The 13,564-nt window shown below is 62.1% G+C and carries 15 protein-coding genes; 8 read left to right on the forward strand and 7 right to left on the reverse strand.

All coding sequences use genetic code 11. The annotated features are described in order from the left end of the window. Nucleotides 1-22 precede the first annotated feature (22 nt). Nucleotides 23-790, reverse strand: a complete 768-nt coding sequence (locus NKJ20_RS26470; RefSeq protein ID WP_352748123.1) for a peptidoglycan-binding domain-containing protein — start codon at nucleotides 788-790, stop codon at nucleotides 23-25. Beyond that, on the reverse strand, nucleotides 765-2,510 hold the full coding sequence (locus NKJ20_RS26475) for an ATP-binding protein (protein ID WP_352748125.1): 1,746 nt from the start codon (nucleotides 2,508-2,510) through the stop codon (nucleotides 765-767). The genes NKJ20_RS26470 and NKJ20_RS26475 overlap by 26 nt, the downstream gene beginning before the upstream one ends. On the opposite strand from NKJ20_RS26475, the gene NKJ20_RS26480 reads away from it, so the two are divergent. The 3 genes from NKJ20_RS26480 (at nucleotide 2,502) to NKJ20_RS26490 (ending at nucleotide 3,940) form a co-directional block, all read left to right on the forward strand. After that, the gene (locus NKJ20_RS26480) at nucleotides 2,502-2,867 is read left to right on the forward strand and encodes a hypothetical protein (protein ID WP_352748128.1); all 366 of its coding nucleotides are present in this window, start codon (nucleotides 2,502-2,504) and stop codon (nucleotides 2,865-2,867) included. The two genes, NKJ20_RS26475 and NKJ20_RS26480, sit on opposite strands and share 9 nt — an antisense overlap. 163 nt (nucleotides 2,868-3,030) lie before the next feature. Then, the gene (locus tag NKJ20_RS26485; protein ID WP_352748130.1) at nucleotides 3,031-3,399 is read left to right on the forward strand and encodes a DUF5330 domain-containing protein; all 369 of its coding nucleotides are present in this window, start codon (nucleotides 3,031-3,033) and stop codon (nucleotides 3,397-3,399) included. A gap of 112 nt (nucleotides 3,400-3,511) precedes the next feature. Further along, nucleotides 3,512-3,940: a SufE family protein gene (locus NKJ20_RS26490; RefSeq protein ID WP_023677843.1), complete on the forward strand. Its 429-nt coding sequence runs from the start codon at nucleotides 3,512-3,514 to the stop codon at nucleotides 3,938-3,940. 114 nt (nucleotides 3,941-4,054) lie between these two features. On the opposite strand, the gene NKJ20_RS26495 is transcribed toward NKJ20_RS26490, so the two are convergent. After that, nucleotides 4,055-4,480 (reverse strand): Ros/MucR family transcriptional regulator, encoded by a 426-nt coding sequence (locus tag NKJ20_RS26495; protein ID WP_023677844.1) that lies wholly within the window; start codon nucleotides 4,478-4,480, stop codon nucleotides 4,055-4,057. A gap of 677 nt (nucleotides 4,481-5,157) precedes the next feature. Here NKJ20_RS26495 and NKJ20_RS26500 point away from each other — a divergent pair. The 3 genes from NKJ20_RS26500 (at nucleotide 5,158) to NKJ20_RS26510 (ending at nucleotide 8,502) form a co-directional block, all read left to right on the forward strand. Further along, nucleotides 5,158-7,269 (forward strand): S9 family peptidase, encoded by a 2,112-nt coding sequence (locus tag NKJ20_RS26500; protein ID WP_352748133.1) that lies wholly within the window; start codon nucleotides 5,158-5,160, stop codon nucleotides 7,267-7,269. A 77-nt stretch (nucleotides 7,270-7,346) separates the two neighbouring features. Then, on the forward strand, nucleotides 7,347-7,973 hold the full coding sequence (locus NKJ20_RS26505) for a LysE family translocator (RefSeq protein WP_352501776.1): 627 nt from the start codon (nucleotides 7,347-7,349) through the stop codon (nucleotides 7,971-7,973). Nucleotides 7,974-8,118: 145 nt separating this feature from the next. Continuing rightward, on the forward strand, nucleotides 8,119-8,502 hold the full coding sequence (locus NKJ20_RS26510; protein ID WP_352748135.1) for an SET domain-containing protein: 384 nt from the start codon (nucleotides 8,119-8,121) through the stop codon (nucleotides 8,500-8,502). Between the two features lie 11 nt (nucleotides 8,503-8,513). Here the strand turns inward: NKJ20_RS26510 and NKJ20_RS26515 are convergent, their stop codons facing one another. The 4 genes from NKJ20_RS26515 to NKJ20_RS26530 all read right to left on the reverse strand — a co-directional run bounded on the left by NKJ20_RS26515 (nucleotide 8,514) and on the right by NKJ20_RS26530 (nucleotide 11,675). Continuing rightward, nucleotides 8,514-9,464, reverse strand: coding sequence for a cytochrome c (locus tag NKJ20_RS26515; RefSeq protein WP_352748137.1), 951 nt, complete (start codon nucleotides 9,462-9,464; stop codon nucleotides 8,514-8,516). Between the two features lie 9 nt (nucleotides 9,465-9,473). Then, nucleotides 9,474-9,917 carry a c-type cytochrome gene (locus tag NKJ20_RS26520; RefSeq protein WP_352490827.1) on the reverse strand — a complete coding sequence of 148 codons (444 nt, stop codon included), beginning with the start codon at nucleotides 9,915-9,917 and terminating at the stop codon, nucleotides 9,474-9,476. A 175-nt stretch (nucleotides 9,918-10,092) separates the two neighbouring features. Beyond that, a complete protein-coding gene (locus tag NKJ20_RS26525; protein WP_023677850.1) occupies nucleotides 10,093-10,689 on the reverse strand; it encodes a superoxide dismutase in 597 nt (198 codons plus the stop codon). Between the two features lie 107 nt (nucleotides 10,690-10,796). Continuing rightward, nucleotides 10,797-11,675 carry a branched-chain amino acid aminotransferase gene (locus tag NKJ20_RS26530; protein ID WP_352748140.1) on the reverse strand — a complete coding sequence of 293 codons (879 nt, stop codon included), beginning with the start codon at nucleotides 11,673-11,675 and terminating at the stop codon, nucleotides 10,797-10,799. A gap of 151 nt (nucleotides 11,676-11,826) precedes the next feature. Between NKJ20_RS26530 and NKJ20_RS26535 the strand changes: the two genes are divergently transcribed. Then, complete coding sequence (locus NKJ20_RS26535; protein WP_352748142.1) at nucleotides 11,827-12,489, forward strand: haloacid dehalogenase type II; 663 nt, start codon at nucleotides 11,827-11,829, stop codon at nucleotides 12,487-12,489. A gap of 174 nt (nucleotides 12,490-12,663) precedes the next feature. Next, nucleotides 12,664-13,488, forward strand: a complete 825-nt coding sequence (locus NKJ20_RS26540; protein WP_352748144.1) for a L,D-transpeptidase — start codon at nucleotides 12,664-12,666, stop codon at nucleotides 13,486-13,488. Nucleotides 13,489-13,564: the final 76 nt, after the last annotated feature.

Genomic DNA, 13,564 nt, shown 5'->3' on the forward strand with positions numbered 1-13,564 from the left:
CCGGGAGACTGGGTTTCGACCCTTAGTTGGTCAGGCCGATCTCGCGCATCTTGACGTAGACGATCTCGTCGGGCTCGCCGGTCTCGGGCAAGCCGAACAGCGCCTGGAATTCCTTGATCGCGGCCTTGGTGCGCGCGCCTACGACGCCGTCCAATTGCATGTCGTCATTGCCGAAAGCTTTCAGTCCGGCCTGGATCTTGACGATGCGGGGATCAGGTGCCGCCGCATTTGCCGGTGCGGACACCGGAATGGCGGCCGGAGCAGCGGCCGTTTCGACCGGCCGCGGCACCGGATGCGGCACCACGGCCGCGGTCTTTGGCGTGGCGCCCAGTTGATCCAGCAGGACGCTGTCGATCTCGCCGGAGGCATTCAATCCGACCTTCTGTTGATAGGCCTGGATGGCCTTGCGCGTATTCGGTCCGGGAATCCCGTCGACGATGCCGGAATAGAAATCAAGATCCTTCAATATGCCCTGGACCTGCTCGACGACCGGGTCGCTCTTGATCGGCGCAGCGGCCGGACGCACGATGTTGATGGTGGTTTCGGGCTCGTCGCTGTCCGACCGGGGAAAGCGCTCGATGCTCCTGGTGACGAAAAACGCGCCGGCATGCGGAAAGGGCTGGTACCAAAGCGCGTTCGCCGAGACGTAGAACAGCGTCACCAGGAACGCGGTCGAGCCGCCGACCACAACAGGATTGCGCGAGATCAGGCTGCCCAGCGCCATCGCTCCGTGCTCGAAGGCATTGCCGCGGCGTTTGACCGCCCTAGGCTGTTTTGCGGAGCGACCCATTGCTCTCCCCTTTGCCACCGTCCGCTCTGGCTTTGGCTGCGGACATCGGCACCACGCCGGCCTTCTCCGCCGAGCGGCCCGTCGGGCCGTTCACGGGAAGGCTGATCGTCACCGTGGTGCCCTCGCCCGGCATGCTTTCGATCGACATTGTGCCCTCGTGCAGCGCCACCAGCCCCTTCACCAGCGAAAGCCCGAGCCCGGTGCCTTCGAAACGGCGGGTATAGTCGTTCTGGATCTGCATGAACGGCTTGCCGAGATTGACGAAGTCTTCCTCGGCGATGCCGATGCCGGTGTCCCGGACCCAGAAATGCAGCCGCGAGCCGATGCGCTTGGCGCCGATAACGACATTGCCGCCTTCGGGCGTGAACTTGATCGCGTTAGAGACAAGATTGATCAGGATCTGCTGCACGGCGCGACGGTCGGCATTTATTTCGCCTGCGTCCGGCGCGATCTGGGCCTGCAGATCGATGGCCTTTGCCTCGGCTTGCAGGCGCATCATCGATTGGCACATCTCGACCGCTTCGCGGAAGCGGAACGGTTCCGGTTCGGTCGCGTAGGCGCCCGATTCGATCCGCGATACGTCGAGTATCGAGGTGACGACGGCGAGCAGGTGCTGGCCCGAATCCCTGACCAAGCCGACATATTCCTTCTGGCGCGGATCCTTGAAGCTGCCGAACATCTCGTGCAGCAACATGTCGGAAAAGCCGATAATGGCATTGAGCGGAGTGCGCAGCTCGTGGCTGACGACGGCAAGGAAGCGTCCTTTCGCCACCTCGGCGGAGGCAGCCGCCTCATTGGCGGCGGCAAGCTCCTGGCGCAGTCCGGCCAGTTCGTCGTTCTCGCGCAGAAGAAGCGTGAAGACAGTCTCCTTCCCCGGCGCGCGCATCATCTCGAGCAAGAACGGCCGGTAATTGTCGGCCGTCACGCCGCTGCTCTGCGGCAGCCGTACGCGAAGGTCGAGCCGGCGCGACAGGGCGCCATCGCGCATATCGGCCAGCGCACTGAGATACGGGACGCGGTCGGACAGATGGATGCGATCGAAAAGTCCGGTGCCGAAAAGCAGCTCCGGCGGCAGCCTCAGCATAGCGCGTGCCTTAGCCGAGACGTCCAGAACCTCGCCATGCGCCGCGATTCGCAGCACGACGGCGTCGATGAGGTCTTCGAGCCGGTGGCTGCCGGCCGGATCGAGCTGTGCGCTGGCGGCGCCGCGAAGCGGAGCGATACGCGGAATGAGCGTGAGTGCCCAGGTCAGTGGTACCAGCCAGTGCCATGCGGCGATTTCGGTCTGGTCGAGCGGCAAGACGGAACCGGCTAAAGGCTGCAGCAAGACTGCGACAAAGGCCGATATGGCGCCCCAGATCGCGGCACGGCGCGACTGGCCGATCCACCAGGCTTCAAACGGCAGCGCCACCGCAAGCAAGGCAACCGGCGAGGCCACACCGCCGGCAGCAGCGATAAGGGCACCGAGGGCAACGCTGCCGACGACCAAGGCGAGTTGGCCGGCCAGGGTCATCTTGCCCGATGCAGCCACCAGCAGGGCGGCGAACCAGCAAAGGCCGAACGCCGCAAAGATGGCCGCCACCGTCACGGCCGCGCCCATGCCCGACGTGACCAGCGTCACCGCTGCACCCGCGCTGAAGAAAGGAGCCGCCAGCATGACGCCAATGAACCGGCTGTGGCGGCGACGATCGCTCTGGCCGAGCACGGACGGATGAACCATCCGTTCGCAACCGGCGGCTATCGCGCCCGGCAACTCGGCGTATCTGGCCTTAATCGCACTCAACTCAACGCACCCGGTCGTGAACGGCCCTGCTTTTGCAGGCGGCTTTTGTCGATCCAAAACTCGCATCCAGCGTTTAAGGAATGGATAAGGCTGGGCCGATCGTCCCCCGGCAGGCTGCAAATATCGGGATACCGGCGGGGAAAAACCGGGGCAATTGCCGCCATAGTAAACGGAGCGTTATCCGGACCGCTCGCGCCTGACGTTGCGGCCGATGGCATCAACCTGTCGCCGATTAAGAAAATGATTATGAAAAACAATAGGTTGGATGGTTATCATTTGCTGAATAAAATCTGAGCCGTTCGAGGCAAATGAATTTCAAAACGCTTCGTTTCGAATCTGCCTAAAATTTGAGGAAAACTGTTGCTTTCGGGACAAGCCGTCCTTTGCGCGTCTGTGCCAATATCGCGGTACAAGGGTCTGCGGTTCGGATGCATGACCCGTCATAAAGGACAGACAGATGGGCTTTCTGATAAGAGCTGCTTTCTGGTTTTCGCTGGTGCTTCTGGCGCTGCCGCTGGGTGTCGGCGCCGATGATGCGGGCCGCGAAAGCGTCGGGCCGCTCCAGGCGCTGTTTGCGGCGCGCGAAGCCGTCGGCGATATCGCCGGCATCTGCGAGCGCAAGCCGGACGTATGCGAGACCGGCAAATCGGCAATGCACACCATCACCGCCCGGGCCAGGGAGACCGCCAAGATCGCGGCCGCCATGCTGGACGACAAGACCGCTGAACCCGATACGGTGACGACCACCGGCGGCGTGCCCGGGGAAATCGTCTTGCCGGCGAAAGTCGATCTGCCGGCGAAAGTGCACTTGCCGGCGAAGAACTGAGACTGTTTCGGCCGAATTCATCGCTAAACCGCAAGGCTCTCGCTCTCGGCACCTGCGGCGTTTCTCCTCTTTTTCCGTGACGTGGCAGCGCCGGATGACTATATCCGGGGGAATGACGACGACGATCCAGACCATCCGCGACGACTTTTCCCTGCTCGACGAGTGGGAAGACCGCTATCGCTATGTGATTGAACTGGGTGAAGCGCTGCCGCCGTTTCCCGACGAGCAACGCATACAAGCCAACAAGGTGCCCGGCTGCGTCAGCCAGGTCTGGCTGACCACTGAGCAAGGCGGGGGTGTCGACCCCGTTATCACCTTCAAGGGCGATTCCGACGCGCATATCGTGCGCGGCCTGGTCGCCATCATGCTGGCGCTGTTTTCGGGACGGCCGGCCAGCGAAATCCAGAGGACCGACGCAGAGGCCACATTGAAGGCGCTCGGACTTGACGAGCACCTGTCGCCGCAGCGCGCCAATGGTCTTCGCTCGATGGTCAAGCGCATCAAGCGTGACGCCGAGGCAGCGCTGAAGCAGACCGCCTGACCGCACGGCAGTTGCTGGCGGCATGAAGAACTAGCGGCCTGAGCTTGGTCTCCCCACAATGCGAAAACGGCGCCTGCAGGCGCCGTTTGAGTATCAAACCGGAAGAGCCGCTTGTCAGCGTCCCTTGCGCTTGCGGCCGAGACCCATCTTCTTGGCGAGCTGCGAACGGGCGGCCGCGTAATTGGGCGCAACCATCGGATAGCTCGGGTCCAGGTTCCACTTTTCACGATACTGGTCGGGCGTCAGATCATAGTGGGTCATCAAGTGACGCTTGAGCGACTTGAACTTCTTGCCGTCCTCGAGACAGATGATGTAGTCGTCATGCACCGACCGCTTCGGATTTACCGCCGGCTTCTGCTTGTCGGCAGGCGGCTGCTCGGCGGCCCCGCCGACGCGCCCGAGAGCGGCATGGACATCGGCTATAAGGTTCGGCAGTTCGCCGACCGGTACGGGATTGTTGCTGACATAGGCAGCCACCACGTCGGCGGTGAGCTCGATCAGCGCGTCACTGTTTCTGGAAGGTGTTTCGGTAATATCCATGGCGTTCAGGTCCCAACGAGAATTGTTTCTGTCTACGCCCTATTTTTGGCAGGCAGGGCATCGCGCGAACTTGTGCAGGAAAAAGCCTCCGCGATTCGCGTCGCGGCATCTTAATGAGCCTGAGCGCCAAGTAAGTCAATTCGCTTCTTGCGGTCTATTCAGCGATACAAGTCAAATATTCCTCATTCAGCTTCACTCTTTCGTGCAAAGTGTAACCTTGCCGTTTTTTCTGGTCAGACCAGCATCGACTGACGCGGCGGCAAGCAGCCATTACACAAACGGCAGCAGGTAAATAGAGTTCGATGCTTGACCCTGCCGGCGGCATTACAGCCTGGATGATCGGTGGATTCAGTAAAATCATAGGTTGCGAAGCGTTACTGTTGCTCGCGAGCCGTCGCCGGAGCGGTGCGCTGTGTTATTGAAATGGGGTAATGTATTTCCGTAGACCCAGCCATATCGGCCACTTGCCAAGCCGCGAAGGCAGTTGCATGAGATTGACCGGCACTGGCAGGGTCATCGCAGCGACGGCGAGAACCGCGGCAGTCCGAGAAGAAATATTCGTTATCCGCTCCTCCAGCCCGTCCTCTCGAGCCACCACGACAATAGATCATAGCCATTGAACCCGCGCTGCTCGGCGTGTTCATTCGCCATTCAAGTAGCTTCCACAGCGAGACGCAATGACCAGAACCCCAGTGTTTCCGACCGCCACGCCGCCGCAGCCGGAGAAGCGGCCGATCTTCGACACGCATCACGGCATAACGCGGACGGACGATTATGGCTGGCTGAGGGCCGCCAATTGGCAAGAGATGTTCAGGGATCCGTCCCTGCTCGACGGCCAAATCCGCGCCCACCTCGAAGCCGAGAATGCTTACCAGGCGGCGCTGATGGCCGATACGGTCCAACTGCAGAAGCAGCTTTTCGCGGAAATGAAGGGACGCATCAAGGAAGACGATTCTTCCGTGCCGATGAAGGACGGACCTTACGCCTACGGCTCCTCCTTCAAGCTTGGCGGCCAGCAGCCGCGTTATTTCCGCACGGCGCGTGACGGCGGCGACAAGCAGATATTGCTCGACGGCGATGCCGAGGCCGAGGGCAAGCCCTATTTCCGCCTGGGCGGCGTCGATCATTCGGACGACCACAGCAAGCTGCTCTGGGCCTTCGACGACAAGGGTTCCGAATTCTACACGCTGCGCGTCCGCGATCTGGCCGGCGGCAACGATCTGGCGGACAGGGTCCCGGACACCGGCGGCGGCGGTGTGTGGGATGCCGGCAATGACGGTTTTTTCTATACCCGCCTCGACCCCAACCACCGTCCTTCCAAAGTGCTGTTCCATGCGCTTGGCGACGGTCCTGAAAACGACCGGCTGATCTACGAGGAGACCGATCCCGGCTTTTTCATGGATGTCGGCGGCACGCGCTCCAACGAGTGGATCATGATCGGCATCAACGACCATGAGACCTCGGAATACCGTATCATGAGCGCCAACGATCCGTTCGCAGAGCCGAAGCTGGTTGCGGCGCGCCAGACCGGCCTGCAGTACGACCTCGAGGAAGGCGGCGACATCTTCTTCATCCTCACCAATGCCGACGGCGCCAAGGACTTCAAGATCATGACGGCGCCGGCCCATGATCCGGTGCGCGCCAATTGGCAGGAATTGGTGCCGCACGAAGCGGGCCGGCTGATCCTTTCGGTGATCGGCTTCAAGGACCACATGGTCCGGCTCGAGCGCAAGGAAGGCCTGCCGCGCATCGTCGTGCGCGACCGCAAGAGCGGCGAGGAGCACCTGATCTCCTTCGACGAGGAAGCCTTCTCGCTCGGCCTGTCCGGCTCCTACGAATACGACACCGAGATCATGCGCTTTTCCTATTCGTCGATGACGACCCCGGCGCAGGTCTTCGATTACAACATGCGCACCCGCGAGCGGGTGCTGCTCAAGACCCAGGAAGTGCCGTCCGGCCACAACCCGGAGCACTATGTCACGCGCCGGCTGATGGCGCCTGCCGCCGACGGCGAACTGGTGCCGATCTCGCTCCTCCATCACCGCGACACACCGCTCGACGGGTCCGCCCCTTGCCTGCTTTACGGCTACGGATCTTACGGCATAGCCGTACCCGCCGCGTTCAACACCAATCTGTTTTCGCTGGTCGACCGCGGCTTTGTCTACGCGATAGCCCATGTTCGCGGCGGCAAGGACAAGGGCTATGGCTGGTACGACGACGGCAAGCGGGCGAACAAGATGAACACGTTCACCGATTTTGTCGCTGCCGCCCACCACCTCGTCGCCGAACGCTATACACAGCATGACCGCATCGTTGCGCAGGGCGGTTCGGCCGGCGGCATGCTGATGGGCACGGTCGCCAACATGGCGCCGCAATGCTTCGGCGCCGTCGTCGCCGAGGTTCCCTTCGTCGACGTGCTCTCCACCATGCTCGACGCCAGCTTGCCGCTGACGCCGCCGGAATGGCCGGAATGGGGCAATCCGATCGCGTCGGCGGAGGATTACCGGACCATCGCCGCCTACTCGCCCTACGACAATGTCGCCGCACTCGACTATCCGCCGATCCTGGCACTGGCCGGCCTGACCGACCCGCGCGTCACCTATTGGGAGCCGGCCAAATGGGTGGCGCGGCTGCGCGACCGCAAGACGGGTGAAAATCCGGTGCTGTTCAAGATCAACCTGGATTCAGGCCATGCCGGCGCCTCCGGCCGGTTTTCAAGACTGGAGGAAATCGCCTTCACCTATGCCTTCGCGCTCAAGGTGACGGGCAAGGCCGAGCTTGCGGCGTGAACATCGGCGGATGAGCGGTCATTGTCTTCCGTTCCGCGACGTGGCTTCATTGGCGGTGAGAGTTGCGGAGCCCACCAATGATCGATCTCGCCACGTTGATAGCTTATGTCGCGGTTGTGCTTGGCTTTGTCTTCATCCCGGGTCCCGCCACTCTTCTGACGGTGGCGCGGGCAACCAGTTCCGGAACCAGGGTGGGCATTGCGACCGGCGCCGGGATCGCGGCCGGCGACGTGGTTCACACCTTCATGGCGATCGTCGGCATTTCGGCGATCATTGCCACGTCGGCGGCGCTATTCAGCATCGTGAAGTACATCGGCGCAGCCTACCTCATTTATCTCGGCATTCGCGCGATCATCGAGAAAACGCCTGCCTATCCGGCCGCCGGCGCACTTGCGATCCCCGCTGCCAAAGCATTTCGGCAGGCTGTTTTGACCGAGGTTCTCAATCCCAAGACCGCGCTTTTCTTCCTCGCATTTCTTCCGCAGTTCGTGCGGCCTGAAAACGGATCGGTGATGCTTCAACTGGCGATATTGGGCGTCATCTTTGTTCTGTTGGGCCTCGTCAGCACGGTGGTTTTCGCCGTGGGTGCGGGCGGCCTCGGTGCATTCCTGCGCCGAAACCCGACGGTGCTGAGATGGCAAGGCAAGGCTGTCGGCGGTATCTATTGCGCCTTAGGCATTCGGCTGGCGCTGCAACAGCGCTAGGGTCTCGACAGGCGACGAGCCGTACGAGGCTTCGGATAATGGGCAGGCACAGCTGATTTTCCGCTCGCAATTGCAAAGGCCGCGCGCTACCCAGTGCGCGGCCTTTTCACAGCCGCGCCAACACACAATCACTCAGGGATCTGCCATGTTGCTCGTCGATGTCTATCTCGACAAATCGCCCATCCAGGGCATCGGCGTCTTTGCCAAGAACCACGTTGCCCGCGGCACGCTGGTCTGGAAGCTCGACCCGAAATACGACCGGCGCATCGAGGTAGCGGCCTACGAGCGGGAAACCGGGCCGGTCAGAACCTATCTCGACCGCTATGCCTATCCGGACCGGCGCGACCCGAACTACATCGTCTTCGAAGCCGACGATGCGCGTTACATGAACCATGCCGACAGCCCGAATTGCGACGTCTCGCAGCCGGAGGAGACCTATGCCTTGCGCGACATTGCGCCCGGCGAGGAAATGACCTGCGACTACAATCACTTCTTCGAAACCGGCTTCGACTTTCTCGGCGACCGCTGACGCAACGGCCGTCAGCTCGACGGCTTCTTGCGCGCCGGATAGCCGTTGGGGTGCGGCGGCACGGCTTTCAGGTAGGCGGCGATCGCTGCGCGGTCCTCCGGGGTCAGCACGGCCATGTTCCGCTGCACGTCGACCATTGCGCCGCCGACCGTATCGAAATCCGGCGTCAAGCCGGTTTCGAGATAGTTGGCGATGTCGGCCTCGGACCAGTCCGCGATGCCGCCCTCGCCCGACGTGATGTTCGGCACGATGCCGCTGCCTTCGGCGGCGGCCGCACCTGCCAGCCACAGGCTCTTCCTGGTGCCGCCGGCAAGATCCCGCGGCGTGTGGCATTCGCCGCAATGGCCGGGGCCTTCGACCAGATAGCGGCCGGCCTGCACCGGCTGCGGGCTGCCGTCGGCGAAGGAAACGACCGGCTGGTCGCTCAAATAGAGCAATTTCCACAGACCAAGACCGCGTCGGACGTTGAAGGGAAATGCCAGCGAATTGGCGGGCGCCTTGCCGGCGACCGCGGGTAACGTCTTCAGGAATGCATAGAGATCGGCAATGTCGGCCGGCTTCATGCGCGCGTAGGAAGTATAGGGAAATGCCGGATAGAGATGCTCGCCCGACGGCGACACGCCCTTCAGCATGGCGTTGGCAAGATCCTCGACCAGCCAGGCGCCGATGCCGTCCTTGGTATCCTGCGATATGTTCGGCGGCACGAAGGTGCCGAATGGCGTCTTGAGTTCAAGGCCGCCCGCCAGCTGAAGACGGGCGTCGCCTTGCGAGCCAGGCTTGGCATGACAGGATGTGCAGCCGCCGGCGTAGAAGATGCGCTTGCCCCTGGCGGCGTCGCCAGGACCAAGCTCAGCCAGCGTTGCGGCACCGAGCCTGACCGGAGCCGACAGGAACCAGCCGGCAATCGCGGCCGCGCCGCCCAGAACGAGGGCGGCGCCGACAAGTTTCTTCAGCAAGCGCATTGCCCGCTATCAGCCTTTTTTCACCCTGTAGTTTTGATGACAGTTGCCGCAGCCGCCGCCGATGGTGTTGAACTGCGCCTTCAACGCGTCGGCATCCGCAGGTGCTGCGGCTACCGCCGCCTTGACGTCGGCGAGGTACTTGCCTTCAGCCGTCTTGAAGCCGGCCATGTCCTGCCAGATTTTTGGGGACGCCGTGGTGTCGCCGGTGTCGCTGCCCGCCGGGAAAAGCGTGTCGACGCCGGCATGGAATTTCTCCGCATTGGCCTGCAGTGCCTGCAACGCCGTCAGCACCGAAGCTGCGTCGTAGGGCGTCTCGCCCTTGACCACTTTCGACAAGCCGGCGGCGATCTTGCCACGTTCCTTCATCAGGGCCTGCCGGTCGGCTACCGGGTCGGCAAATGCCGCCGAACCGGCGAAGGCGAGCATCGAGATGGCGAGGATAAGCTTTCTCATTCACTTGGCTCCATGTTGAAGGCAAATTCAGGATGCGGCCCCACCCCGATGACAAACGGCAAGGATGGCTTAAAAATTCCGACGCTTCGCCTCACGCTTGCGTGAAATTTTTGCAGCTGTCGTTCTGATGCTGAAAAAGAAAAGCCCCGGTTCTGCCGGGGCTTTCTGGAACGGATCAGGCCTTTTCGTAGAGTTCGAGCACATAGTCCCAGTTGATGAGACTGTCGACGAAGGCTTCGAGATATTTCGGCCGGGCGTTGCGATAATCGATGTAATAGGAATGTTCCCAGACATCGACGCCGAGGATCGGCGTCGCGCCATGGACGAGCGGGTTCTCGCCATTCGGCGTCTTCGAGATCGCCAGCTTGCCGTCCTTGACCGAGACCCAGGCCCAACCCGATCCGAACTGGGTGGTGCCGGCGGCGATGAAGTCGGCTTTGAACTTGTCGTAGCCACCAAGGTCGCTGTCGACCGCCTTTTGCAATGCGCCGGGCAGCTTGTTGCCGCCGCCGCCCTTCTTCATCCATTTCCAGAAATGGATGTGATTGTAGTGCTGGGCGGCATTGTTGAAGAGGCCCGCATTCTTGCCGAAGGACTGTTTGACGGCCTCTTCGACCGACAAATCGCCCATGCCCGCCTCGGCGGCCAGCTTGTTGCCGTTGTCGACATAGGCCTTGTGGTGCTTGTCGTGATGATATTCCAGCGTTTCCTTGGACATATAAGGCTGCAAAGCCTCGTAATCATAGGGCAAGGCGGGCAATTCAAAAGCCATCGGTCGTACTCCCTCGTGGAAAAATCCGGTGTCGATACCGGACTAACATAGGACTGGATTGGTCTGGAACAACTCCGGAAACGAAGCGCCGGCCGCTTTTTAGCGGGTCAGCCGGGCGAAGTCGAATGCGCCCATTCCCAATAGAGTTCGCGCGCCTTCTTGGCCACCGGTCCGGGCTGCAGATTGCGATCCTCGATACGGGTGACCGGCACGACTTTCGAGTGGTTTCCGGTCGAGAAGATTTCGTCCGCCTCCAGGAAGTCGCGGATCGACAGCGTCTTTTCCGTCGTCGTGAAACCGTATTCGCCTAGCAGGGCCATGGTGCGCGCGCGGGTAATGCCGGACAGGAAGGTGCCGTTCGGCGCCGGCGTCAGGACATGGCCGTCCTTGACCAGGAAAATATTCGAGGTGCCGGACTCGGCGACATTGCCCAGCATGTCGAGCACGAGCGCATTGTCGAAGCCGCGCATCTTGGCTTCTAGGATGGCCCGGCCGTTGTTGGGATAAAGGCAGCCGGCCTTGGCGTTGGTCGGCATGGTTTCGATGGTCGGGCGCCGAAACGGCGACACCGTCACCGAAAACCCCGCCGGCGAGATCATCGGCGATTCGTAGAGGCAAAGGCAGAAACGAGTCGAGGCCGGGTCGGCCGGCACGCCCATATAGCCGCCATGCTCGGCCCAATACACCGGCCTGATGTAGACTGCCGTCTTGCCGTCGAACTTCTTCAGCCCGTCCCAGGTCAGCCCGACGATCTTGTCGGTGCTCATCGTCGGCTTCAGGCCGAGCGCGATCGCCGAGGCGTTTACCCTTGCTGCATGGCGATCGAGATCGGGGGCGACGCCCTCGAACCAGCGGGCGCCGTCGAACACGCTGGTGCCGAGCCACATGGCGTGGCTGCGCGGTCCTAGAATGGCAACATTGCCCTCGTACCAGTCGCCGTCGACGAAGGTCCATGTCGCGGATTGCGCCGCAGTCGCCAGTGTCATTGCCAGGTTCCGTTCGATGCTTGTTGCGGCGCATTGGAAGATGCTTTGGCGGCCGCCGTCAACCGGCTTGGCTGAGATTTGTTGAGGCCAGCGGGCTGGCGGACTGCAATCAGCGCTTGCGCCTTGCCTTACGCGGCCTCAAAACTGTCGAATGCAGTTCGCGGCTTACGTTTTCGACGCCTATGGCACGCTGTTCGACGTGCATGCGGCCGTGCGCCGTCACGCCGACCAGATCGGGCCGGACGGCCAGTTGCTGTCCGATATCTGGCGCGCCAAGCAGCTGGAATATTCCTGGGTCAGGACGCTGATGGGGGCCTATGCCGATTTCTGGCAGCTCACCGAGCAGGCCCTCGACTTCGCCCTGGGCAAGGTTCCATCCGCCGATGCCGGGCTGAGGGCGAAGCTGCTCGAGGCCTATTGGCGGCTGGACTGCTATCCGGAGGTACCGGCCGTGCTCAAGGCGCTCAAGGCATCGGGGGCAAGGCTGGCGATCCTGTCCAACGGTTCGCCTGAGATGCTGGAAGCGGCCGTCAAATCCGCCGCGCTCGACCAGGTCCTGGACGACGTCTTTTCCGTCGACAGCGTCAGGCGCTTCAAGACCGATCCGTCGGTCTACGACATGGTCACCACGGGCTGGCGCCTCTATCCGGGCGCTGTCTCTTTCCAGTCATCCAACCGCTGGGACGTCGCCGGCGCCACCAAATTCGGCTTCAGGACGGTGTGGATCAACCGCGCCAATCAGCCAGAGGAATACCGGGATTTTCCACCGGCCCTGATCCTGCCGTCCCTTGAAGGTCTGGTCGCCGGGGGGTGACACCGGAAATGTTGCGTCGGCGCAACAGTGACGATCCAGTCACAGCTTTGCCTTTGTTTGTCCACCCTGCGGCCAGAATTGGAACCGCCTATCGCGCCGGGCATTGCTCGGGCAACCGCGCGCAACAGGACGCATTTATGCTTTGTTGCGATTTGAGACTTAAAAAAGGCAATCATGTTCATATCCCCATCGTCCTCTTTTCGCCTGAGCCGTCGCGGTTTTCTCAACGCAGCAGCCCTTGGCGCCGCCTCGGTCGCGGTCTCCAGTTGCACCACGCTGTCGCAACAACCGGTCGAGCCGCCGCCGCCGACCTATGTCGAGCCGGCGCTCGGCGACTATGTGACGATGTATGGGCCGATGTCGGATGGCGGCTTCGAGCTGCCGGCCATACCGGTCGACAAGATCGACCCGCAGTTCCTGCGCCAGATCGTGGACGATCCGACCGGGCAGCAGCCGGGTACCATCGTCGTCGACACCACCAATCACTTCCTCTACCTGGTGCGCCCGGGCGGCCAGGCGATCCGCTACGGTGTCGGCCTCGGCCGCGCCGGCTTCGAATGGTCGGGCGATGCCGTGGTCCAATGGAAGCAGAAATGGCCGAAATGGACGCCGCCGGACGACATGATCGCCCGGCAGCCGGAGTTGAAGCCGTACAGCGCCGACAATGGCGGCATGCCCGGTGGGCTCAAGAACCCGCTTGGCGCACGGGCGCTTTATCTCTTCCAGGGCAACCAGGACACGCTCTACCGCTTGCACGGTTCGCCGGAATGGCGGTCGATCGGCAAATCGGTGTCGTCGGGCTGTGTTCGCCTGATGAACCAGGACATTATCGATCTCTACGACCGAGTGCCGAACAAGACCCCGGTCGTGGTGACGGCCGACATCGGCCAGCCGATGGTGGCGACAGCAAACCGCAAAGCCATTCCGATCGACGCCGGCGTGCCGGAAGGATCGATCCTGCTCGGCCCGGTCAAGGCGATCACAGACTCGATCTTCTGAGCTGACGGAAGCACAGGGAGCGAGAATTTCCTCGCTCCTGATGATTTCCGGTTAGGTAGGCGGCCTGAGCCATCGG

The sequence above is a fragment of the Mesorhizobium sp. M0185 genome, from assembly GCF_040322175.1.
Lineage (GTDB): Bacteria > Pseudomonadota > Alphaproteobacteria > Rhizobiales > Rhizobiaceae > Mesorhizobium.